This is a genomic window from Streptococcus urinalis 2285-97 (genome assembly GCF_000188055.2).
Taxonomy (GTDB): Bacteria; Bacillota; Bacilli; order Lactobacillales; family Streptococcaceae; genus Streptococcus; species Streptococcus urinalis.
Map to the genome: position 1 here is coordinate 1441707 of NZ_AEUZ02000001.1, position 22020 is coordinate 1463726.

The following is a 22020-nucleotide window of genomic DNA, read 5'->3' on the forward strand; positions in this document are numbered from 1 at the left end:
TTTACAATTGTCAAGGAGTGTTTTCATGAAAAAATATGACATTATTATCGTTGGAGCAGGTGCCTCTGGTATTGGAATGGCTTGTGCATTAAGACGCTTTAACATTTCTAACTTTCTTGTTTTAGAAAAAGGCCAAATTGGAGATAGTTTTATAAAATGGCCAAAAACAACACAATTTATTACTCCATCTTTTACAACAAATGGTTTTGGTTTCCCAGATATCAACGCTGTCGTTCCTGATACTTCACCTGCTTTCACATTTGAAAAAGAGCACCTTTCAGGTCTTGAATATGCCGAATACCTGCGTTTAGTTGCCCAAAATTATCAATTACCTATTAATACTAAGACACTGGTAAAAGATATCAAAAAAGTTGGTAATGACTATCTCGTTACAACTGATAAAGAGCAGTTTTTAGCCTGTTATTTAATAATGGCAACAGGTGAATTTCAAAATCCCAATAAAACTAGTATTAAAGGTGCTGAGCTTGGTATGCACTACGGTGAAGTTGATTCCTTCCATGTTAAATCTTACTCGTCATTTATCATTATCGGTGGAAATGAAAGTGGGTGTGATGCCTTGACTCATTTAGCTTATCTAGGAAATGAAGTTAGCCTCTACACAAGTTCATTTGGCAAAAGCGAAACTGCACCAGACCCAAGCATTTCTTTATCTCCGATTACAAAAGAAAGACTAAAACATATTCAATCAAATAAAGATTTCAATATTCATTTATTTGAATCCAAAAAAGCAACTGCCATTGAAAAAGATGATGACCAATATCGTGTAATATTTGATGATGGTAATGTTGCTTATAGTAAACACCGTCCAATTTTAGCTACTGGCTTTAAATCTTGTGTTCATAATATTAATGGTATCTCTTTATTTGAATATCAAGAAAATGATATCCCTCTTCTTACCGAAAACGATGAATCTACCATTCATAAAAATATATTCTTAATTGGTCCAAGTGTTCGTCAAAAAGATGTGATTTTTTGTTATATATACAAATTTAGACAAAGACTAGCTCCGATTATTGCTGAAATAGCTAAAAGGGAACATTGGAGCTTAGATGAAGAAGAATTAGCTACTTACAGAGATAATCATATGTTTTTAGATGATTTATCATGTTGTGCTGTCTCGTGTGATTGTTAGTCAAATGTCAAAATATCTTGTTTATTTATGTTATACTAGTGATATCATTTGATAAAAGGATTATTATGAAAAGATATTACATTAGTTATTTATCAGGTCTTATATTTTTAACTTATGGTCTCATTAGTCAAAAATATATTTTTGTCGTTTTAGCTCTTATCTTTGGTATTATTGGTTATTCGGACTATCTTAAACAAAAAAAGAAGTAGACACAAAGCTACTTCATTTCTCATCTATTCTCTAAAAGCATCAATCATTTTTTGAAATTCGTCATTTGTCATGGTGATACCTTTTCCCATCTTACTATGATCTGGGCTCCATGTACGAATATCCCACTTAGCTTCAGCATCATTGAAACTAACACGATTCAACTCTTTCGTCCAGCCTTTGTCATTTTCAGATAAAGTTAAGAGATGTTCTTCAATATTAAATTTAAAGTCTGCCATAAAATCTCCTTTCAATGTATTATTCGAATTTAAATTCAACTTATCCATACAATCTCAATTTCATTTTTTTATAAAATAAGATATAATTATTCTATCAATTTTTGAGGAAAAACACTATGAAAACTATTTTTAAGAAAGTAAAAGCCATTCTTTTGGATTTTATTGAGTCAAATCCAAAACCAAAAGAGATAAACCTAAAAGCTAATCAATTATTACACAGTATTGAAAAAGCTCAAATAGAAAAAACCGCTATTCATGTTATTGTTAATAATACAAGTTTTTCAGGCCAAATTTTGAAATTTGATAAAAGTGAAGGCAAATTATTTCTTCAAAATTTTCAAGAAAATGTTACCAATATTATTTCTATTTATGAAATTGATCGCTTAACACCAATTCCTCAAACAATTAAGAAAACTCAAGAAACAACAAAAGAGACTCTTATTTGAGTCTCTTTTTATGCTCTAACTGTTTTACTTCTTCCATCCTGTTGATAGAGGTTGACAAGTCCTTCTTTACAAGCTCTGATCATATCACCTGGTTTTACAGCTCTTGGCAGTGTAATCCTTAATAATTCCATTGGACTAGCAGCTCTTTCAATAGGATTCCCTTCAGCATCTTGTAAATCTTGAATAGTGGTTTCAAAATGTCTGAATCCTGGACCATAAAACTCAACTCGGTCACCTTCTAAGATAACATTTCGTTGTCTAATGGTTGCACGCATTGTGTCTGAGTCAAAACTAACGACTTCACCTACAAATTTATATTGCGGTATTTTTCGTCTTGCCCCAAACAACTGTTCATTTTCAGTTGGCGTATGATAATAAAAGCCTGTTGCCAGTTCTCGTTGAGCTACTTTCCACAGTTCATCAATTAAGTCATCTTTAATAGCATAAAATTTTTCTGGGCTCTCCATGTAAGCATCAACTGCAGCTTTATAACAGTTCGTTACGGTTGATACATAATGAATTGATTTCATTCGTCCTTCAATCTTAAGACTATCAACACCATTTTCTATCAAATCAGGCAGATTTTCAAGCATACACATATCTACAGCTGACATCGAATATTCCTCAGGAATTTCACCTTTTAGTGATTTTCGTTCTGTCCCAAATGGCATATCATATAAATCGTATTTCCAACGACAAGATTGGGAACAGCCACCACGGTTTGCATCACGATGACTCATGTGATTTGACAATACACATCTTCCTGAATAAGAAATACACATCGCACCATGTACAAATGCTTCTATTTCAACATTGGTTCGTTTTCTGATTTCGGCTAATTCATCCATCGTTACTTCACGCGCTAGAACAACACGAGTTAAGCCCATTTCTTTCCAAAATTCAAAAGTTTCAAAATTAGTTGATGATGCTTGAGTTGAAAGATGAATTTCAAGACCAGGTGCTTCTGTCGCACAAATGACAATTAAAGCTGGATCAGATACTATAACCGCATCTAATCCTCTATCTCTTAGTTCTCTAAACCATTGTCCTGCGCCAATTTCATTTCCTTCATGTGTTACCATGTTTGCCGCAACATACACTTTTGCTCCTCTAGCGTGAGCATAGTCTATGCCTTCTTGCATTTCTTCCATTGAAAAATTTCCGGCTCTAGACCTTAATCCATAAGCTTGACCACCAACAAAGACAGCATCTGCACCATAGTCAACAGCTACTTTTAATTTTTCAAGTGTTCCTGCTGGAGATAACACTTCTGGTCTTTTTTTATATTTATTTGACATTGTGAAACCCTTCTTTTACTACCTTTTTTAAAAAAACTATTTGACTGTCTTAGGATCAAAATCAAAAAATCCTGTGTCTAAACCACGACCAAGTGGATGATTTTCGTGTATCACTTGATCTAATTCTTTTGCTTTAGCTTCTGTAAATAATTCTTTATTAATCAATTCACGAGCTTCCACAAAACATTTAGTTATCGTAACAAAATGCTGACCTGGACAATAGATACCATCTAATTTCCAATGACAATAATGGTGTTCTACTAATTCATCTAATTTTTGCATCATATCAATATCATTATTAATAAAAATATGGGTACCATGTTTATCTTCATAAATGGAATAATGGCTCTCTTTGTCACTAGGCTCTGCTAAAAACAAACCACGTTCTCTACTAACTTCATCATCAATATGGGTAAAGTGATAATAGTTTTGCAAAAGTGGCCGTTTTGAATGATGAATAACCGAAGCACCATAAACTAATATCTCAGCCGGATATTCTAAATTTTCTGCCATATCAAACAATTCTTTTGATGGAATTTCCCTAGCTAAGACTGACTCAACAGCACCATGTTGCCCCCAAAAATTTATCTGACGACTAGACGTTACAAAAACTGATGTGTCGTAAATTAATTTAAAATGATACCCTTCTTTTTCATTGATATAAAAGAGACCTGCATCCCCTACAACAAGATAATCAATTTGGATTTCTTTCAAAAAATCCAAAAAAGGTCTAATGGTATCCATCATTCCTTGATGCATGAGCGCATTGCAAGCAATCGTTAATTCTTTGCCTGCAGCATGAACCATATTTGCAATTTCTCTCAATTCCTCATATGTAAAATTATGGGGCAATCTCAAGCCATAATCAGCTTCTCCAACATAAATGCGATCCACTCCAATAGCTAATAATGATTTCACTTGTTCAATGCTTTCAGCTGTAGCTGTTATAATTATTCTTTCCATAAACTTCATTATATCAGATTTTCAGATTTTTTAAGCATATTTCTTGATAAATATTAAATTTTTTGTTAGCAAAAAAACAACACTTTAGTGTTGTTCCTGATTTTTGAAAAAAACTTGATAAGAAAAAACAAAAGAAAAACTAATCAGAGCTGGTAGGACCCATCCCATACCTATATTAAATAAAGGGATATAATGCTTAGCAAAATGTAATAACTGTTGACAAAATTCATTTGATATTATCATTTTTGGTGAAGCATTTAAACCATCAAAAATTGCTGCTAACAGAGTAGTATAGATAGTCACAGCAAAAACAATTCTGTTTAGGTTTATGAAGTAATCTACAATAGTTAATACAATCAAAATAATCGCTAATGGGTAAATAAACATCAAAACCGGTAATGACAAGGCAATAATATTGGTAAGACCAACATTTGCAAATAAACCTAACAAGAAACTAGCTATGGTGATAAAAAAAGATAAGATTTTGATGGAAAAAGTTCAACAAATGTTTCTGAGAAGGCCGTAATTAAACCAATTGCTGTTTTTAAACAAGCTAAAATAATAATTCCTGCCAATAAAATGCTTCCAGCATCACCCAAATAGTAATGAGAAAGCTGAGCTAATGCGATACCACCATTATCAGAAATGGCAAATTTCCCTAAACTTAGAGTGCCTAACAAACTCAATAAAGTGTAAATAATTCCCATCATAATAATAGTGATTACTCCAGATTTACAAGTTTCTTTTGCAATAGCTGCTTTTGTCTCAATATTTTTTAACTTCAAAGTATTAACGATAATAACACCAAATGCCAATGCTGCTAGGGCATCTAATGTATTATATCCTTGTATAAATCCTGTTAAAATTGGACTTTTTTCATAAGCACTTTGACTATTAAATTGATTGATTTGTCCTAAGGGATGTAAAAAAGCAATCACTAATAAGACAGCCAACAGACCTAAAAACATAGGATTTAAGTATTTACCAATATAATCAATTAATTTTCCTGGCTTTTTTGATAAATACCATGCCAGGCCAAAAAAGAGAAGGCTATAGATAGCAAGAGCTGGGGACTGCATATTTTTAGATAATAATGGAGATACTCCTATTTCAAAAGATGTCGAAGCCAATCTGGGTAAAGCAAAGAATGGACCAATAACGAAATATAAGGCTACTGTAAAAAAGTAAGCAAAACCATGCCCAACTCTTTTTGATATACCGAACACACCATCTGTATCTGATAATCCTATAGCTATGATGCCTAGTAGTGGAATACCAATTCCTGTTATTAAAAAACCAAAATTCGCTCCAATAATTGATTTACCTGCTTCTTGTCCCATGTGTAATGGAAAAATAAGATTTCCAGCTCCAAAAAAAAAGGCCAAAAAGCATTGAAGACATAAAAATAGTCTCTTTTTTTGTCAAATGTTTTTTCATTTATCATTTCCAATCTTTATTAAAATTAATACAAAGATACCATAAACAGAACTGATAAACAATATTTTTTTAATAATCTCTCTTATGTTAAATCAAAAGAATAATATCAAAAAAAAATCTCATTTTTTAGACATTTTTTTAAAAAAACAAGTGACAAACCTCACCATTTATGATAGAATGACTAAGTATCTTAAATGAGAGGGGATTGGTATGTCTGAACCACTAAAACAGCATCAGCATGAAGAAGAAAAACATCTTGAAAATCAAGAAGCACAACCACGTTTTCAAGAATTTCAAGCTTTTAATACTGATAGCAATAAACTTAGTGAATTACTTTTCTTCGCTCGTATCGCATTTTTTGGTATTATCACTGTTTTAATATCATTTGCTTTCCTAGTACTTAACATTAAACCTATCTGGTCTTTTGTAATGGCTAGTATACTAAGTCTAGCTGTTACTGTTAGCTTATCTCATGTCATCAAATCATTTAGACAATAATCACTTATTGTCTTTTTTCATCTAAAAAAATTCCTAGATAAATCTAGGAATTTTTTTAGTTTTTATGAGATATATTACTTGAATCTTCTTTATCTGCATTTTCTTCAGGTTTTTCTTCAAATGGATACTCAATGATAATATCTTCTTTAGGATCACTTTCTTCTGACTTGATATGATACTCAATATCGTCTGAAGATTTTGTTAATCCTTCTTTGACATCGTTAACTTTCTCAGTTGCAAAACGTGTTACTTGATCAGCTGTTTGAGAAACTTTATTAAGGATGTCTTCTTTTGTCAATTCACCATTGTCAAATTTTGATTTGTAATCTTTGAAAGTATCAACAGCCAGATCTTTATATTCAGTTGTTTTTACTTTTGCAATTTGATGATATTCTTCTGGGTTTTCTTTGTAAGCTTCATAAGCTGCTTTAGCTTTTGCTTGAAGTTCTTGACCTTTTTCGGTTGTCATAAAATAAGCAGCTGCTGCACCTGATGCAGCTCCAACGATTACTGATTTTAGTAATTTACTCATGCTTTTTCTCCTTTTTTACGAAATACTTTTGAAGCAACTTTTCCAACCATCGCTGCTTTACTTGCTTTACCAACAGTTGAGGTCGCTGAGGATGCTCTAGTACCTAGATGGCGAGCATGATTATTCAAATCTGAAACACTCACTGATAAATCCGCAATAGCTGTAAACAATGGATCAATTGTTGAGACTTTACCATTTACATCTTCCACTAAAACATTAGCTTTAGACAATATTTCATTTGTTTGATACAGTGTTACATTGACATCACTTGTCAAAACAGAGACTGTCTTTTTGACTTCATCAATTGTTTCAGATGTTTTACGCAATACAATAATTAAAAATACCACTAAAGCTACAAAAGCTAGTGCAATAATAAGTAATGAGATACCAACTAAATTCATAAAACCCTCTTTTCTATCTCTCACTCTTTATAAAAAGAGACATCTTTTTTTCTTCTGACAATAATAATAACAATTCCTAGAATAACTAGAAGCAATGATAGCCATTGTGAAACTCTAAGACCAACAAACATCAAACTATCTGTTCTCATCCCTTCAATGACAAAACGTCCACAACCATACCAAATGAGATAAAAACAAGTAATTTCCCCATTTCTTAGCAATTTTGGTCTATGCCTCAAACTCATTATAATGACAAAACCAAGAACATTCCATAATGATTCATACAAGAAAGTTGGAACCCGGTAGCTACCTTCAATAAACATCTGCTTTTTTATAAAACCAGGTAAGTAATTGAGATGGTTGACTACCTTACCATAAGCTTCTTGATTAACAAAGTTACCCCAGCGTCCGATTGCTTGCGCAATCATGACTCCAGGTGCTGCGATATCTAAGAAGCTAATAGGATTAATAACTTTATAATAACAGTAGACGTATAAAACTATTGCACCTGTAATCAAACCACCATATATGGCAATACCACCGTTCCAAATGGCTATAATTTCATTCAAATGCTTTGAATAATAAGACCATTGAAAGACAACATAATAAAGTCTAGCTCCTATTATTGCAATTGGAAAAGCCATAAGAATAAAATCCAGGACGTCATCTCCTGATATTTTTTTAAGTGGTGCTTCTTTCATTGCTAGATAAACTGCTAAAATAAGTCCGGTCATGATACAAATAGCATACCAATGAATCTCAATAGGTCCTAATTTTAATGCTATTGGATCTATCATTGGTTCACCTCATTTTTTGAAATCAGTTGTGTTAATCGTTCTTCAAAGGTTTTTGTTGCATCAAATCCCATCTGTTTGGCACGATGATTCATGGCTGCTGCTTCAATAACAACAGAAACATTTCGACCAGTCTTAACAGGAATTCTAACCCTAGGAATATTGACACCCGCAAAATTAATTTCTTCGTTATCATTTCCTAGTCGATCAAATACTTTGCCTGCTTCAAAATTTTCAAGATAAATAGCTAATTGAACCTGAGTGGAATCTTTTACTGCACTTGCTCCATAAAGACTCATCACATCAATAATACCAACACCACGTATCTCAAGTAAATGTCTTAAAATTTCTGCAGGTTCGCCCCAAAGCGTTTCTTCATCTTTGGCAAAAACATCAACTCTGTCATCAGCAACTAAACGATGTCCTCTTTTAACCAGTTCTAAACCTGTTTCACTTTTACCAATTCCAGAATCACCTTGTATAAGAACACCCATACCATAGATATCCATTAGGACACCATGTACACTTGTCCTCTCAGCAAGCGAAGCATCTAAGAAATAGGACATCTCACCTGATAAACGGCTGGTAGAAATGTAACTTCTAAGAATAATAATATTTTCTTCCTTAGCAGCTTGTAGCATTTCTTCAGGTATATCTAGATTTCGTGAGACAATCATCGCTGGAGTCCCAGCTTTGAACATTTCTTTTAAAACTGAATAGCGGTTATGAGAGGTCATTTGAGTTAAGTATGACCATTCTTGCATCCCAACTAACTGAATTCTTTCCGGTGAATAATAATCAAAATACCCAGTCATCTCTAGACCAGGTCTAGAAATATAAGAGGAAGTGATTTCACGCTTTAACATCTGATCATCGCCAAAAATGACATCTAGTTTTACTTTATCAACTAGTTTTTTTACAGTTACAGTCATAATTTCTCCTTTGCACTATTATATCACAAGTCCTTTTAGGATACGACGAGAAATACTTAAAAAAGAGGCTAATTAACAACCTCTTTGACTCATGTAAATTCTCTTTAAGATGTCCTGTTATTACTAAAGAGATGAATGATTAGACCATACAAAAATTAGATGTTGTCAGTTTTTGATTACCAAAACCAACCGTCATCTTTGTCTTCTTCGTTAATGACCTCAGCGTCTTTTCGACGACGTGGTCCTCTTTGATTTTTATTTTTCTTAGCAATCAAATCCTCTTTGTAAGGGAGAAAAATAGCTAGAAGAACATATAAAACTACTCCAAAACCTGTCGTTGCATAAATTAAGATAGCTGCTAATACCCTGGATAATGCTAAATCCCATCCATACTTGTCTGCCAAACCAGCAACGACACCACCTAGAAGTCTATTTTTTCGTTGTTTATAAAGTGTTAGTTCCATTGTCTTTCCTTTCTATGATATTTTCTCATTCTATACCTTTATTATAATGTAACTTTTTGAAATAAAAATCAGCCTTACGACTGATTTTTAAGATAGCTTTCTTGATTTTAAAATTAGTTTACCACGACATTTACCACACACAAATCGCTTAGTATCTAGGCGTCTTTTCCGAAAGTAGATTTGTCCACAGGATTGACAAAAGTACTCTAAATCCTTTTTATGATCATGTAATGGTGGGCAAAATCGTAAGCCATCGACTTCTTTAAGTAAGGTCTTGAAATCTTTATCTTTGTGTTTAAAGCCTTTCCCTTGAAAATAAAGATGATAATGACACAATTCATGTCGTACAACTTTTCGATAAATCTCTTCAGAATAACGTTCAAATAATAGAGGGTTAAAATCAATGTGACCGTCATGAGGAAAGAAGCGTCCTCCAGTAGTTTTGAGTCTCTTATTAAAAACAGCTTGATGTTGAAAGACAAGCCCAAAATCTTCAATTGAGACTTTTTTGATATAATCAGTGAGATTCATTTGGTGCTAATAAAGATAAATTAACCTTGTGTCTATCCAAATCTATTTTTGAAACCCAAACCGTTACTAAATCTCCAACAGAAACAACTTGGCTAGGATGATTAACAAAACTATGACTCATTTCAGAGATATGAATCAAACCATCTTCATGGACACCTACATCAACAAAGGCACCAAAATCAACAACATTACGAACAGTTCCCTCTAGTTTCTGTCCAATCTTTAAATCTTTCAAATCTAAAACATCTTGACGAAGTACTGGTGCTTCAAACTCATCCCGTAAATCTCTACCTGGTTTTAAAAGATCTTCAATAATATCTTTTAGAGTTTCTATACCAATGTTTAAGACTTCAGCCATGTGATCCAGTTGAATGGATTGTAATTTTAATTTGCCTTCGTCATCTAACTGATTAATATTTAGGGTAGATAGTAATTGTTTTACAGCTGGATAACTTTCTGGGTGCACACCTGTGTTATCTAAAAAGTTTTTTGCATTAGGAATTCTCAAGAAACCTGCTGCTTGTTCAAATGCTTTTGCACCTAATCTTGGTACTTTTTTAATTTCAGACCTTGATTTGATTTGACCATTTTCCTCACGGTATGCAACAATATTTTCAGAAATGGTTTTGTTAAGACCTGAGACATGTGATAGCAATGCAGGACTTGCTGTATTGATATTAACACCAACTTGGTTAACAACAGTATCAACAACAAAATCTAAATTGTCACTGAGTTTTTTCTGACTAACATCATGTTGATACTGACCAACTCCAATTGATTTTGGATCAATTTTCACTAATTCTGCCAAAGGGTCTTGTAAACGACGTGCAATTGAGATGGCAGAACGTTTTTCAACAGTCAATTCTGGAAATTCATGTCTTGCCAATTCCGATGCTGAATAAACAGAAGCACCACTTTCATTAACAATCACATAAGATGTCTCTGGAAAATCTTTTAGAATATCAGCTACAAAAGCTTCGCTCTCACGGCTAGCAGTTCCGTTACCTATAGCTATTATCTCAATACCATAAGTTTTGATAAGATTAGCGAGTTCCACTTTAGCTGCTGAAATTTTAGATTGGCTTGCTGGTGCAACTGGATAGATAACATGTGTTGTTATTAATTTACCAGTTTGATCAATTACAGCTAATTTTGCCCCTGTACGAAAAGCTGGGTCAAATCCTAGAACCATTTTTCCTTTTAAGGGTGAAACCAATAGTAAATGTCTTAAATTTTCAGAGAATAAAGCAATAGCTCCATCTTCTGCCGTTTCCGTTAGTTCTGTTCTAATGCGGCGTTCCATAGCAGGTACAACTTTTTTTCTAACAGCTTGAGAAATAACCTCTTCGATATAGGGATTTAGCGTTTTAAAGCGAACGCTGTAAAAACGAATCATTTTATCCCAATTATGATCAAAAGAAACCTTTAGAACACCTAATTTTTCACCTCTATTCAAAGCTAAAGTTCGATAACCTTGCATTTTAGAAACTTTATCTGAAAAGTCATAATAAATTTGAAAGACTTGTTTTTCATCTAAAGTCTGGTCTTTTAAAGTTGAAGTAATATAACTATACTGCCAGATTTCATTATAAGTCCATGACCGCAATTTGGTGTCTTCTGACATAGCTTCAACCAAGATATCAACAGCTCCAGACAATGCCTCTTTAGGTGTTTTAAATTGCTCATTTGTATACTGTTCAGCTTCTTTTTCAAGATTAGCAGCATTTTGCAAAATAAGTCTTGCCAATGGGAATAAACCAGCTTCTCTAGCAATAGTAGCCTTTGTTCTTCTTTTTTCTTTATAAGGAAGATACAGTTCTTCAACTTCCGCAAGTTTTTCAGCCTTTTGAATCGCTTTTTCAAGCTCTGGACTGAGTTTTCCTTGTTCTCTAATTTTATTTATAACTGTTTCTTTACGGTCACTTAAAGTAGTAAGTGACTTATCTAAGTCAATTATTGATTTAATCTCAACTTCATCCAAATTACCAGTTGCTTCCTTACGATATCTTGCAATAAAAGGGATGGTATTTCCTTCTGAAGTCAGTGATAAAACGTGATCAATTTGTTTTTCAGAAATGCCTAATTCTAAGGCTATTTGTTTCGTATTTTGATTTTCCATAATACTACTATTATATCACAAAGTAGCCTTTTTTCTGTTTTCAATCCAAATAAAAAATTATCACGGTGTGTGATAATTTTTAATTCAGTTCAGTTATTTCACCAGTTTCTAAGTAAACAAGACGTTCGCAAATATTTGAAATATAATCACTATAACGTTCAATGTGTTTTAAGATTGAAATGTATTCTGTCCCATTTCTAATTGAAGTTTCTTGAATTTTCATCTGAGTAAGTATGGTTTTTGAAAGTTGCAGATACGCTTCATCGATAATTTGGTCTTCTTTTGCCAAATTTTTTGCTTTTTCAGCATCATTTTCACTAAAAATATGAAGCATATCATGATGCATCTCTAAAACTGTTTTACCTAATGTATGAATTTCTTCTTCAATTTCAGGGAGCACATTATCTTCTTTCAACTTTAGAATTGATCTGGCAACACCTGCCATATGATCACCCATTCTTTCTAAATCAGAACAAGCTGTCATAACTGTAATCACAAATCGTAAGTCACTTACTTGAGGCTGTTGTAACGCTAATAACCGAGCACATGCCATTTCAATTGTGATTTGGTAGTTATTAATTACTTTATCTTGATCAATAACATTTTGAGCTAATACATAATCTTTAGCTGCTAAGGCAATCATCGTTTTAGAAGCACTTTCTAAAACATCTTGTCCCATCTCTAAAAATTGATTTTCTAAGGTTTGTAATTCACGGTCAAACTGTTTTCTCATCTTGATAACCTCTCTAGCCAAATCGACCTGAAATATAATCTTCTGTACGTTTATCTTTAGGATTTGTGAAAATATCAAGTGTATTTCCAAACTCACAAATTTCACCTGTTAAGAAAAATGCTGTCTTATCAGAAATACGGGATGCTTGTTGCATGTTATGGGTTACAATGATAATCGTATACTCTTTTTTCAAATTTTGAACCAAATCTTCAATTTTTAAAGTGGAGATTGGGTCTAAAGCTGAAGTTGGTTCATCCATTAATAAAATATCTGGCTCAACAGCTAATGCACGTGCAATACAAATACGTTGTTGTTGACCACCTGATAAAGACATTGCATTCTTTTTAAGATTATCTTTTACTTCGTCCCAAATAGCTGCACCACGAAGACTTTTTTCAACTAAAGCATCTAAGGTCTTTTTATCTTTGATCCCATGTGTTCTTGGACCATAGGCAACATTATCATAGATTGACATTGCAAAAGGATTCGGTTGTTGAAATACCATTCCTACACGTTTTCGTAACTGATTTAAGTTCATATCTTTTTTATAAATATTTTTACCATCTAATATGATTTCTCCCTCGATACGACAACCAGGAATTAAGTCATTCATACGGTTCAATGTTTTTAAGAAAGTTGATTTTCCACATCCAGAAGGTCCAATTAAAGCTGTGATTTCACCTTGTGGCAAATCAATTGAAACATCTTTTAGAGCTTGAAAATCACCATAATAAAGATCTAAATTTTTTACTGAAAAAGTTCCCATTTGTTAGGCATCTCCTTTCACAAGACGTCGTGATAATAGGCTTGAAATTGAGTTAATAATTAATACTGTAATAATCAGTACAACTCCAGTTGCATAAGCTTCATTGACATGTAATCCTTCACTAGAAAGCATATACATATGAAGAGCTAAAGAACGACCAGAAGACAATAGACTAGTTGGTGTATTTGTCGATGTTCCCAAAGTATACATTAAAGCGGCAGTTTCACCGACAATACGTCCAATTGCTAAAATAACCCCTGATAAAATACCAGGCATTGCAACAGGAAGCACTATTCTAAACACAGTTCTTAATTTTCCTGCTCCCAGACCAAAACTAGCTTGTCTCATACTATCACTGACAGACAATAAAGATTCTTCAGTTGACCTAATAATAACTGGTAATACCATAATGACTGATGTCAAAATTCCTGATAATAAGGAATATTGGAATTTCAAAAAGATGACAAAGAATAACATGCCAAACAAACCAAATACAATTGAAGGAATTCCTGATAGCGTATCTGAAGCGATTCGGATTACTTTTACCCACCAAGAGCCTTTCTTAGCATATTCAACTAAGTAAAAACCTGCAAAAATACCAATTGGCAATGCAATTAATAGTGATCCAAAAACCAATACAACGGTTACTAAGATTGAAGGCATTAAAGAGACATTTTCACTAGTATAGTGCATTGAGAATAAGGATGGTGTTAAATGTGGTAATCCTTGTATTAAAATAAAACCAATAATTAAAAACAATGATCCAAATGTTATCAAGGAAAATAAATAAACAAGTGTTTTTAAAATATATTTACTCATGTGTTGATTTTCCTTTCAAATATGCAAAACAAGCGTTAATCAGCAAGATAAAGACAAATAATACTGCTGAAGTTGCAATCAGTGCTTCTCGGTGTTCTCCAGAAGCATAAGCCATTTCGAGAACGATATTAGTCGTCATTGTTCTCGTACCCTCGAAAAGTCCTGTTGGGATTACTGGTTGATTACCAGCGACTAAAATAACAGCCATCGTTTCACCAATTGCACGACCAATACCTAAAATCACAGCTGACAAAATACCAGATTTGGCAGCAGGTAAGATGACTCTAAAGATACTTCGTTCATGACTAGCTCCAAGTGCCAAACTTCCAGAATAATAGGAAGTTGGAACTGTTCTTATAGCTGATTCCGATAAACTGATAATGGTTGGTAAGATCATAATACCAAGTAAAATGGATGCTGTTAAAATCGACATCCCATTACCAGAAAAAGTTCTAATCCATGGAACTAATAATTCAAGTCCAAAAAAGCCATAGACAATAGAAGGAATAGCTGCCATTAAGTTAACAGCTGACTTTAAAAAGCCATAAAGTGGTTTTGGACAATAATAAATCATGAAGACTGACGTAAATATACCTGTTGGCACTCCTATAATAACAGCTCCAAGTGTAATGATTAAGGAGCCTAATATCATTGGTAGAATACCATAACTTGCAGGACTATTTGAAGGTGACCATTCTGTTCCAAAAAGGAACTTACTGATTCCATATTTTCCAATAAATGGTAACCCATTTGTGAAAATAAAAATACAAATTAGGAGAATGGCAACAATTGACATTGCTGCACTGAGGAAAAAGATCACTTTAAACAAATCTTCTTTAAAATCTTGTTTATTCACTAGCTATCCTTTCTAAATTTAAAATTAAGGGAGACATTGTCTCCCCTAACTCTATGGATTATTATTTAACTTTATCCCAAGTTGTTACTTTTCCTGTAAAGACATTTGTAATTTGTTTCATTTTGATTTCGCTCAATTTGTTATCAGTATTTACAACTACTGCGATACCATCATTTGCAATTGCATCATCTTTAAGTTCTTTGCTTTCTTCTGGCGTTAATTCACGAGAAACCATACCGATGTCAGCAGATTTTTCTTTAGCTGCTGTGATACCTGCTGATGAACCATTTGAAGTGATATCAATAGTAACATCTGGGTTTAATTTTTTGTATGCTTCAGCTAATTTTTCCATCAATGGAGAAACTGATGTTGAACCAACTAGAGAAATTTTTCCTGAAAGTTTTTGAGAAGTATAATCGGTTGCTTTTGTTTTTGATTGGATGTATTTGTTATCTGTAACAACTTTTTGACCTTCTGTTGAATGAATGTAACTAACAAAGTCTTTAGCTACTCCAGATAAGCTTCCATCTTTATAAACTAAGTTAAATGGACGTTGTAATGGGTAATCGCCATCAAGAACTGTTTCTTCACTAGCTTTAACACCGTCAACTTTAAGTGCTTTAACATGATTATTTAATGAACCAAGTGAAATATAACCAATTGCTGATTTATCACCAGATACTGCTGATATAACACCTTCTGTGCTATTTTGAATAACTGCTGATTTTGATGTATTGTCAACTTCTTTATCGCCATCTTTTTTAAGTATGCCAGTGATTTCTGTAAAAGCACCACGAGTACCAGAACCGTCTTCACGTGAAACAACAACAATTTTGCTATTTGAAGATGATGATGAATTTGAACCATCATTGTTGCCACATGCTGCAAGTGTGATACCTGCTAAACCTAAAACTGCGAAATTAAGAAATTTTTTCATTTTCATTTTCGATAACCTCTTTATTTTTTGTAACTATAGTTTATCAAGTCTTTGTAAAGGTTATTTATGGATTTTTGTAAAGATTGTGTAAAGAAATAAAAAATGAAGCATTTACATAGTAACTGCTTCATTTTTTTCTTTAAACTGCAATGGTAATTGTAGTGTGAATCGTGTTCCAACACCTAATTGGCTTGATACTTTTATTTTACCACCTAATGCTTGTGTTAATTCTTTAACTATTGATAAACCAAGTCCTGTACCACCAGACTGCCTACTTCTGCCTTTATTAACTCTATAAAAGCGTTCAAAAATTCTATCTAGCTGATAGTCACTCATGCCTATTCCTGTATCTGTAACACTAATCTCAGCAAAAGATTCAAATGTTTCAATCCCGACAGTAACACTACCACCGTGCTCAGTATACCTGATAGCATTTGTCAACAAGTTAGTAACAATTTGAGAAAGCATAAATTCATCGGTTTCGATCATACATTCATCTTTCATATCATATAAAAGAGTAATATCTTTTTCTAAAAATTGGTTGCTTAACCCATTAGCCAATGACTTAATGTAGTGATTTAAAGCCATTGATTCGATATTAGGTTTTAAATTATCTAATTTTGATAACGTTAACATGTGATCAACGATATGTTCTAATCGGATACTTTCCTGATGAATGATTTGAAGAAATTGTTTTTGCAACTCAACTTCTTCAGATGACATGTCTAAAATTGTCTCAGAAAAACCTTTAATAGATGTCACAGGTGTTCTCAATTCATGAGATGCATTGGCCACGAAATCTAAATTTTGTCTTTCGTAAGTTCTAATTGGCGTCATATCATAAAGCAGTACCATCACTTGTGTTACTTTATGTTCTATATCAAAAATAGGTACAACTGTTACATCAAGAATTAAATCTCCATCAAAATGGCCAACTAATTCTTTTCTTTGAGCTTGTTTTTGTGTAAAACCAGCACTGATCATAGCTCTTAAATCAGATCTTTCTAAATCTGTGACGTAAGCAATCTTATTTTGAGGTCTATTAGGAAAGAAAGATTGAAAAGATTTACTAAGAAAATTGAGATGCCCATCCGAAGAAAATACGGCTAATCCCATGGGAGAATTTTCTAATAAAGCTTCTAAGTCTTCTTCTACTAAGCCAGATTTTTCCGTAATAACCTCACTGTTTTGGCTGATCGTAAGAAGTTTTTTACCAAGTTTTTGGATGTCTTTAAATTGACTTGTGTAAGCACCACTATAGTTTTCTTGGACTAACCGAAAATCAAGGTACCACTTAACTATTTTTCGACAATAATGAAAACTTATCAGAAAAATAATAATGAGATAAGCCATCAAGTATTTTTCAAAGTCTGGTTTTATATAAATAAAAATAATCCCTAAAATTCCCAAAAAATCAATTGTTATTAATTGAAAGAGGTATTTTTTCATTGATTAGGCTCCTTCAAATTTGTAACCATAACCTCTCACTGTTTTTATAAATTGTGGTGATTTTGGATCTTGCTCAATCTTTTCTCTCAGTTTTCCAATATGGACATCCACTAGTCTGGTTTCAAGTCCAAAGTCATAACCCCATATTCTCTCTAAGAGTCTTTCTCTAGTTAATGTCATTTTGGGATGTTTTGCTAAGTAAAGTAATAATTCAAATTCTTTTGGTGTTAGTGAAACAAGCTGATCTTGACAATAAATTTCGTGACGATCTGGATAGATTTTAAGATAGTCAATTTCTAATACATCATCTGAAATCATATCTTCGTCTTCTTCTAATTGATCATTGTCAGTTCGTCTTAAAACTGCTTTAATCCTAGCCATTAATTCTCTTGGGCTAAATGGTTTTGTCATGTAGTCATCCGCACCTAGTTCTAAAGCAAAAACTTTATCAAACTCATCACCTTTAGCAGAGAGCATAATAATTGGTGTCTTTTTATGTTGAGCTCTCAATCTTTTACAAACTTCAATACCATCCAACTGAGGCAACATAATATCCAATACTATTAAATCAAAATGTTCAGTTAATGCTAAATTCAGTGCTGTTCTACCATCTTCAGCTGTTTTAACTTGATAGCCTTCTTTAACTAAATGATAATCTAATAATGTCAAAATAGGCAATTCATCATCTACAATAAGTATCTGTTTTTTCATGATTACTCCTCATTAAGATTATATCACATTTTCTGAATTCATTATTTTTAATCGTAAAAAGACTAGTAAACTAGTCTTTTTTTTTATTTATTAAAGTGACGACGAACAAGTGGTGCGACCTCTTTTCCATATAGTTGAATAGCTTCCAAGACTTGCTCATGCTGCATAGAACCAATAGGTAAATGAAGCATAAAACGATCCAATTGTAAGTCAGTAATGATGTTAATTATCTTTTGGGCCACATGTTCTGGATCACCAACAAAAATAGCACCTTCTGGGCCGACAGAAGCTAAATATTGTTCTTTCGTCATTTCTGACCAATGCGATCTCCCTTTTGCAATATTATCAACTGTTTGTTTTGTTGGGTAAAAGTAATGATCAATTGCTGCTTGATTATCGCCTTCAATCCAACCCCAAGAGTGAGCTGCAACTTTGAGTTGCTCAGGTGAATGGCCATAGCGGCTACCAATTTCTTTATAAATGGCTACCAACTGCGCAAATGCTTTTGGATTTCCTCCTATTGTTGCATAAACAATAGGAAGTCCTTTTTGAGCAATTTTAACTGTTGAATCAACATTACCACCAGTTGCAACCCAGATAGGCAACTTTCCTACTTGTGCTCTCGGATAGACTGGACGATTATCAACAGTTTGGGATAATTGTCCTTGCCAATTTAATTTTGTATTTTCATTAATTGTCAGGAGCATATCCAATTTTTCATCAAAAAGTTGATCATAATCTTTTAAATCATAACCAAAAAGTGGAAAGGATTCAATAAAAGAACCTCTTCCAGCCATAATTTCTGCCCTGCCATTTGAAATAGCATCAATTGTAGCATACTGTTGATAAATCCTAACAGGATCATTTGATGAGATGATCGTTACAGCTGGTGTGAGTTTGATTTGTTTTGTATTAACAGCTCCTGCAGCAAGTACGATTTCAGGTGCTGAAACAGCAAAGTCTTCACGGTGGTGTTCCCCAATACCATAAACATCTAATCCTACTTTATCAGCTAATTCAATTTCTTCGACCAGTTGTCTAATTCTTTCTTGATGCGTTATTTTTTCTTTTGAAACTTCTAATTGTGTTGTTTCACCAAAAGTTGTAATACCTAGTTCAATCATAAATGACTCCTTTAACTATCTTGATAACTATGATATTACTAATTAGTATCTTTTTCAATTAATCTGTCTTAGACGGTCAATTCAATTTGATTTCCTTCAGGATCATAAATAACAGCTTCATAATAACCATCACCAGTAACTCTAGGTCCATTTTGAATAGGAAAACCATTTTCTGCAAAATAGTTTGCTTTCTGATCAACTGCTTCTTTACTTCCTAATGATACGGCAATATGAGTGAAACCATATTGATTTCTAGTTCCTTCATCTAAATCTGCTCTTGACATGACTTCAAGCCTTGCGCCATTCGAAAAAGAAATAAAATAAGAGTAAAATCCCGTTTTGGAATTATGATAAAGTTCACTTACTTTACCATTAAAGTGTTTGCAATAAAAGTTTTTTTCCAGTTCAATATCTCTTTCCCATAGAGCCACATGTTCAATCTTAACCATATTTTATTCTCCTTTTTTACTTAGTATAACCTATTATTTATTAAAAATCTGATGAAATGCTACGATTCCTAGATACTTTCCTATCTTGATTTTTGCCAAATTTTTCCACTTTATAGTTCAAATTTTCTTATTTAAGGAAATGATAGTATAATAAGATTACTATTGAGAAGAAAGAAGGTCTATCATTAAATGGCTATAACTTATAAACGAAAAGACGATCTTGAAAAGATGCTAGGATCATTTGCCAAACTACCTGAAATGTCAAATGTCAATGTACCTGAAACAAAGACGACTGATACAGATATCAAGAATAACTCACAAAAAGATAACAACTAAATTGACGAATAGGTTTTTTGGGGGCTTCATGTTTGAAGCCTTTCCATTTTTCTAGCCACTACTATGTTGTCGGAGGTCCATTTTCATGTCGGTATTTTCACATTTACCTTCAAGTGTGCTACAATGGTTTGCTATCTTTTTGTCAATCATCATTGAAGCACTTCCTTTTGTTTTACTCGGTGCTATTTTATCAGGTTTTATAGAAGTTTATATCACACCTGATAAGGTTCAGCGCTACCTTCCCAAAAATCGTTTTTTGCGAATTCTTTTTGGAACATTTGTTGGTTTCATTTTTCCATCTTGTGAATGCGGTATTGTTCCTATCATTAATCGCTTTTTAGAGAAAAAAGTCCCTAGTTACACTGCAATTCCTTTTTTAACAACAGCACCTATTATCAATCCTATTGTTTTATTTGCAACTTACTCAGCTTTTGGTAACTCCATGAGATTTTTGTTATTAAGATTATTTGGGGCTATTCTTACAGCTATTATTTTAGGACTAATGTTAGCGTTCTTTGTTGATGAAAACATTCTGAAAGATAATCTAGAACCTCTTCATTTTCATGATTATTCTCATGAAAAATGGACAAAAAAAGTTTTCTTAGCACTTGCTCATGCTATTGATGAATTTTTTGATACTGGACGTTACTTAGTATTTGGTACTCTAATTGCTTCAGCTATGCAAATCTATGTCCCAACACGAATTTTAACAAGCATTGGACATAATAAAATCACTGCTATTTTAATCATGATGCTTTTAGCTTTCATCTTATCTCTTTGTAGTGAAGCAGATGCTTTTATCGGTGCTTCGTTGTTATCAACATTTGGTTTGGCACCAGTACTTGCTTTCTTACTGATTGGTCCTATGATTGATATCAAAAATTTGATGATGATGCTAAAAGCATTCAAGGGCAGATTTATCGCACAATTCATTAGTGTATCTGCTATTGTTATTATGTGTTATTGTTTATTAGTGGGGGTAATAGGATGATCAGATTTCTTATACTTTCGGGTTACTTTGAGTTAACCATGTATCTACAACTTTCCGAAAAATTAGATCAATACATTAATACTCATTATGCCTACTTAGCTTATATTTCGATGGTTCTATCCTTTCTTTTAGCTCTTGTTCAACTGATTATTTGGATGAAAAATATTAAGATGCACAGTCATCTAAAAGGCTGGCTTACAAAAGGAACAAGCCTATTGATTTTAGTTTTTCCAGTTCTTGTTGGTTTATTGGTACCAACGGTATCTCTGGATTCTCAAACCGTTTCTGCAAAAGGTTATACCTTTCCATTAGCTGCTGGTTCAGATAGGAAGATTGCAGATCAAGAAGGAACGACAATTCAATATTTAAAGCCAGATACTAGTTTATACTTTACACATAATGCCTATCAAAAGGAAATGCAAAAAGAATTAAAAGCTTATAAAGGTTCAAAACCAATAATCATCACAACTGAAAATTACATGGAACTTATGGAATTAATCTATCTGTATCCTGATGAATTTTTAAACCGTGATATTCAATACACTGGTTTTGTTTACAATGCTCCAAATAATAAAGGCTATCAATTTTTATTTAGATTTGGCATCATTCATTGTATCGCAGACTCTGGTGTCTATGGATTATTAACGACGGGTAATACCAAGACATACGCTAATAATGCTTGGTTAACAGCAAAAGGACGTATTCGCATAGAGTATGATAAACAACTCAAACAAAATTTACCTGTCCTTCATATTAATGACGTAAAAGAAACTAACCAACCAAAAAATCCATATGTTTATAGGGTATTTTAACCATATAAAAAAAGACTTTAAAC

26 protein-coding genes and 1 pseudogene are annotated in these 22020 nt (G+C 32.9%); 7 read left to right on the forward strand and 20 right to left on the reverse strand.

Translation table 11 applies throughout. The annotated features are described in order from the left end of the window. Positions 1–25: 25 nt before the first annotated feature. Positions 26–1153, forward strand: coding sequence for an NAD(P)/FAD-dependent oxidoreductase (locus STRUR_RS07310; protein WP_006739852.1), 1128 nt, complete (start codon positions 26–28; stop codon positions 1151–1153). 65 nt (positions 1154–1218) lie between these two features. Continuing rightward, positions 1219–1362, forward strand: a complete 144-nt coding sequence (locus STRUR_RS11750; protein ID WP_006739449.1) for a hypothetical protein — start codon at positions 1219–1221, stop codon at positions 1360–1362. Between the two features lie 24 nt (positions 1363–1386). Here STRUR_RS11750 and STRUR_RS07320 read toward each other — a convergent pair whose 3' ends face one another. Further along, positions 1387–1599: a YdbC family protein gene (locus tag STRUR_RS07320; RefSeq protein ID WP_006739818.1), complete on the reverse strand. Its 213-nt coding sequence runs from the start codon at positions 1597–1599 to the stop codon at positions 1387–1389. Positions 1600–1715: 116 nt separating this feature from the next. On the opposite strand from STRUR_RS07320, the gene STRUR_RS07325 reads away from it, so the two are divergent. Then, positions 1716–2045, forward strand: coding sequence for a hypothetical protein (locus tag STRUR_RS07325; protein ID WP_006740272.1), 330 nt, complete (start codon positions 1716–1718; stop codon positions 2043–2045). A gap of 8 nt (positions 2046–2053) precedes the next feature. On the opposite strand, the gene STRUR_RS07330 is transcribed toward STRUR_RS07325, so the two are convergent. From STRUR_RS07330 to brnQ, 3 genes and pseudogenes are all read right to left on the reverse strand, one after another. Further along, positions 2054–3343, reverse strand: a complete 1290-nt coding sequence (locus STRUR_RS07330; protein WP_006739812.1) for a peptidase U32 family protein — start codon at positions 3341–3343, stop codon at positions 2054–2056. A 36-nt stretch (positions 3344–3379) separates the two neighbouring features. Then, positions 3380–4306: a peptidase U32 family protein gene (locus tag STRUR_RS07335; RefSeq protein ID WP_006740324.1), complete on the reverse strand. Its 927-nt coding sequence runs from the start codon at positions 4304–4306 to the stop codon at positions 3380–3382. 84 nt (positions 4307–4390) lie between these two features. After that, a pseudogene (brnQ, locus tag STRUR_RS07345) lies at positions 4391–5743 on the reverse strand (branched-chain amino acid transport system II carrier protein). 210 nt (positions 5744–5953) lie between these two features. Between brnQ and STRUR_RS07350 the strand changes: the two are divergent. Continuing rightward, positions 5954–6241, forward strand: coding sequence for a DUF3270 domain-containing protein (locus STRUR_RS07350; protein WP_006738921.1), 288 nt, complete (start codon positions 5954–5956; stop codon positions 6239–6241). A 55-nt stretch (positions 6242–6296) separates the two neighbouring features. Here STRUR_RS07350 and STRUR_RS07355 read toward each other — a convergent pair whose 3' ends face one another. The 16 genes from STRUR_RS07355 to STRUR_RS07430 form a co-directional block, all read right to left on the reverse strand. Continuing rightward, the gene (locus STRUR_RS07355) at positions 6297–6773 is read right to left on the reverse strand and encodes a YtxH domain-containing protein (RefSeq protein WP_006739331.1); all 477 of its coding nucleotides are present in this window, start codon (positions 6771–6773) and stop codon (positions 6297–6299) included. Beyond that, complete coding sequence (locus tag STRUR_RS07360) at positions 6770–7174, reverse strand: DUF948 domain-containing protein (RefSeq protein WP_006738603.1); 405 nt, start codon at positions 7172–7174, stop codon at positions 6770–6772. The genes STRUR_RS07355 and STRUR_RS07360 overlap by 4 nt, the downstream gene beginning before the upstream one ends. Before the next feature lie 20 nt (positions 7175–7194). Beyond that, complete coding sequence (gene lgt, locus STRUR_RS07365; RefSeq protein WP_006739073.1) at positions 7195–7971, reverse strand: prolipoprotein diacylglyceryl transferase; 777 nt, start codon at positions 7969–7971, stop codon at positions 7195–7197. Continuing rightward, positions 7968–8900, reverse strand: a complete 933-nt coding sequence (hprK, locus tag STRUR_RS07370; RefSeq protein ID WP_006738643.1) for an HPr(Ser) kinase/phosphatase — start codon at positions 8898–8900, stop codon at positions 7968–7970. Before hprK ends, lgt begins: the two co-directional genes overlap by 4 nt. Positions 8901–9076: 176 nt before the next feature. Next, positions 9077–9364 (reverse strand): PspC domain-containing protein, encoded by a 288-nt coding sequence (locus STRUR_RS07375; RefSeq protein WP_006740298.1) that lies wholly within the window; start codon positions 9362–9364, stop codon positions 9077–9079. A gap of 87 nt (positions 9365–9451) precedes the next feature. Continuing rightward, positions 9452–9895 carry a SprT family protein gene (locus tag STRUR_RS07380; protein WP_006739855.1) on the reverse strand — a complete coding sequence of 148 codons (444 nt, stop codon included), beginning with the start codon at positions 9893–9895 and terminating at the stop codon, positions 9452–9454. After that, on the reverse strand, positions 9882–12014 hold the full coding sequence (locus STRUR_RS07385) for a Tex family protein (RefSeq protein WP_006739421.1): 2133 nt from the start codon (positions 12012–12014) through the stop codon (positions 9882–9884). Before STRUR_RS07385 ends, STRUR_RS07380 begins: the two co-directional genes overlap by 14 nt. A 79-nt stretch (positions 12015–12093) precedes the next feature. Then, positions 12094–12747, reverse strand: a complete 654-nt coding sequence (gene phoU / locus STRUR_RS07390; protein WP_006738896.1) for a phosphate signaling complex protein PhoU — start codon at positions 12745–12747, stop codon at positions 12094–12096. Between the two features lie 13 nt (positions 12748–12760). Next, the gene (gene pstB, locus STRUR_RS07395) at positions 12761–13513 is read right to left on the reverse strand and encodes a phosphate ABC transporter ATP-binding protein PstB (protein WP_006738485.1); all 753 of its coding nucleotides are present in this window, start codon (positions 13511–13513) and stop codon (positions 12761–12763) included. 3 nt (positions 13514–13516) lie between these two features. Beyond that, positions 13517–14332: a phosphate ABC transporter permease PstA gene (gene pstA / locus STRUR_RS07400; protein ID WP_006740147.1), complete on the reverse strand. Its 816-nt coding sequence runs from the start codon at positions 14330–14332 to the stop codon at positions 13517–13519. Next, on the reverse strand, positions 14325–15188 hold the full coding sequence (gene pstC / locus STRUR_RS07405) for a phosphate ABC transporter permease subunit PstC (protein ID WP_006738400.1): 864 nt from the start codon (positions 15186–15188) through the stop codon (positions 14325–14327). Before pstC ends, pstA begins: the two co-directional genes overlap by 8 nt. A gap of 61 nt (positions 15189–15249) precedes the next feature. Then, positions 15250–16131 (reverse strand): substrate-binding domain-containing protein, encoded by an 882-nt coding sequence (locus STRUR_RS07410; protein WP_006739838.1) that lies wholly within the window; start codon positions 16129–16131, stop codon positions 15250–15252. A 105-nt stretch (positions 16132–16236) separates the two neighbouring features. Continuing rightward, complete coding sequence (gene pnpS, locus STRUR_RS07415) at positions 16237–17574, reverse strand: two-component system histidine kinase PnpS (protein WP_006738474.1); 1338 nt, start codon at positions 17572–17574, stop codon at positions 16237–16239. Positions 17575–17577: 3 nt separating this feature from the next. Further along, positions 17578–18285, reverse strand: a complete 708-nt coding sequence (locus STRUR_RS07420; RefSeq protein WP_006738790.1) for a response regulator transcription factor — start codon at positions 18283–18285, stop codon at positions 17578–17580. Between the two features lie 83 nt (positions 18286–18368). Further along, a complete protein-coding gene (locus STRUR_RS07425) occupies positions 18369–19409 on the reverse strand; it encodes an LLM class flavin-dependent oxidoreductase (RefSeq protein WP_006739192.1) in 1041 nt (346 codons plus the stop codon). 68 nt (positions 19410–19477) lie between these two features. Next, positions 19478–19858, reverse strand: a complete 381-nt coding sequence (locus STRUR_RS07430; protein ID WP_006738448.1) for a VOC family protein — start codon at positions 19856–19858, stop codon at positions 19478–19480. 189 nt (positions 19859–20047) lie between these two features. On the opposite strand from STRUR_RS07430, the gene STRUR_RS07435 reads away from it, so the two are divergent. The 3 genes from STRUR_RS07435 to STRUR_RS07445 all read left to right on the forward strand — a co-directional run bounded on the left by STRUR_RS07435 (position 20048) and on the right by STRUR_RS07445 (position 21997). Continuing rightward, the gene (locus STRUR_RS07435; protein WP_006740355.1) at positions 20048–20194 is read left to right on the forward strand and encodes an SPJ_0845 family protein; all 147 of its coding nucleotides are present in this window, start codon (positions 20048–20050) and stop codon (positions 20192–20194) included. Between the two features lie 85 nt (positions 20195–20279). Continuing rightward, on the forward strand, positions 20280–21185 hold the full coding sequence (locus STRUR_RS07440) for a permease (RefSeq protein ID WP_006739782.1): 906 nt from the start codon (positions 20280–20282) through the stop codon (positions 21183–21185). Continuing rightward, positions 21182–21997 (forward strand): TIGR03943 family putative permease subunit, encoded by an 816-nt coding sequence (locus tag STRUR_RS07445; RefSeq protein ID WP_006740614.1) that lies wholly within the window; start codon positions 21182–21184, stop codon positions 21995–21997. The genes STRUR_RS07440 and STRUR_RS07445 overlap by 4 nt, the downstream gene beginning before the upstream one ends. Positions 21998–22020: the final 23 nt, after the last annotated feature.

Excerpts from the sequence above, each read along its gene's own strand:
- phoU (WP_006738896.1), bottom strand. The coding sequence starts at position 12,747 with ATGAGAAAACAGTTTGACCGTGAATTACAAACCTTAGAAAATCAATTT.
- STRUR_RS07375 (WP_006740298.1), bottom strand. The coding sequence starts at position 9,364 with ATGGAACTAACACTTTATAAACAACGAAAAAATAGACTTCTAGGTGGT.
- STRUR_RS07355 (WP_006739331.1), bottom strand. The coding sequence starts at position 6,773 with ATGAGTAAATTACTAAAATCAGTAATCGTTGGAGCTGCATCAGGTGCA.
- pstB (WP_006738485.1), bottom strand. The coding sequence starts at position 13,513 with ATGGGAACTTTTTCAGTAAAAAATTTAGATCTTTATTATGGTGATTTT.
- STRUR_RS07420 (WP_006738790.1), bottom strand. The coding sequence starts at position 18,285 with ATGAAAAAACAGATACTTATTGTAGATGATGAATTGCCTATTTTGACA.
- STRUR_RS07335 (WP_006740324.1), bottom strand. The coding sequence starts at position 4,306 with ATGGAAAGAATAATTATAACAGCTACAGCTGAAAGCATTGAACAAGTG.
- STRUR_RS07380 (WP_006739855.1), bottom strand. The coding sequence starts at position 9,895 with ATGAATCTCACTGATTATATCAAAAAAGTCTCAATTGAAGATTTTGGG.
- lgt (WP_006739073.1), bottom strand. The coding sequence starts at position 7,971 with ATGATAGATCCAATAGCATTAAAATTAGGACCTATTGAGATTCATTGG.
- STRUR_RS07325 (WP_006740272.1), top strand. The coding sequence starts at position 1,716 with ATGAAAACTATTTTTAAGAAAGTAAAAGCCATTCTTTTGGATTTTATT.
- STRUR_RS07320 (WP_006739818.1), bottom strand. The coding sequence starts at position 1,599 with ATGGCAGACTTTAAATTTAATATTGAAGAACATCTCTTAACTTTATCT.
- STRUR_RS07440 (WP_006739782.1), top strand. The coding sequence starts at position 20,280 with ATGTCGGTATTTTCACATTTACCTTCAAGTGTGCTACAATGGTTTGCT.
- STRUR_RS07360 (WP_006738603.1), bottom strand. The coding sequence starts at position 7,174 with ATGAATTTAGTTGGTATCTCATTACTTATTATTGCACTAGCTTTTGTA.
- STRUR_RS07435 (WP_006740355.1), top strand. The coding sequence starts at position 20,048 with ATGGCTATAACTTATAAACGAAAAGACGATCTTGAAAAGATGCTAGGA.
- STRUR_RS07445 (WP_006740614.1), top strand. The coding sequence starts at position 21,182 with ATGATCAGATTTCTTATACTTTCGGGTTACTTTGAGTTAACCATGTAT.
- STRUR_RS07430 (WP_006738448.1), bottom strand. The coding sequence starts at position 19,858 with ATGGTTAAGATTGAACATGTGGCTCTATGGGAAAGAGATATTGAACTG.
- STRUR_RS11750 (WP_006739449.1), top strand. The coding sequence starts at position 1,219 with ATGAAAAGATATTACATTAGTTATTTATCAGGTCTTATATTTTTAACT.
- STRUR_RS07330 (WP_006739812.1), bottom strand. The coding sequence starts at position 3,343 with ATGTCAAATAAATATAAAAAAAGACCAGAAGTGTTATCTCCAGCAGGA.
- STRUR_RS07425 (WP_006739192.1), bottom strand. The coding sequence starts at position 19,409 with ATGATTGAACTAGGTATTACAACTTTTGGTGAAACAACACAATTAGAA.
- hprK (WP_006738643.1), bottom strand. The coding sequence starts at position 8,900 with ATGACTGTAACTGTAAAAAAACTAGTTGATAAAGTAAAACTAGATGTC.
- pstA (WP_006740147.1), bottom strand. The coding sequence starts at position 14,332 with ATGAGTAAATATATTTTAAAAACACTTGTTTATTTATTTTCCTTGATA.
- STRUR_RS07385 (WP_006739421.1), bottom strand. The coding sequence starts at position 12,014 with ATGGAAAATCAAAATACGAAACAAATAGCCTTAGAATTAGGCATTTCT.
- STRUR_RS07310 (WP_006739852.1), top strand. The coding sequence starts at position 26 with ATGAAAAAATATGACATTATTATCGTTGGAGCAGGTGCCTCTGGTATT.
- STRUR_RS07410 (WP_006739838.1), bottom strand. The coding sequence starts at position 16,131 with ATGAAAATGAAAAAATTTCTTAATTTCGCAGTTTTAGGTTTAGCAGGT.
- pnpS (WP_006738474.1), bottom strand. The coding sequence starts at position 17,574 with ATGAAAAAATACCTCTTTCAATTAATAACAATTGATTTTTTGGGAATT.
- STRUR_RS07350 (WP_006738921.1), top strand. The coding sequence starts at position 5,954 with ATGTCTGAACCACTAAAACAGCATCAGCATGAAGAAGAAAAACATCTT.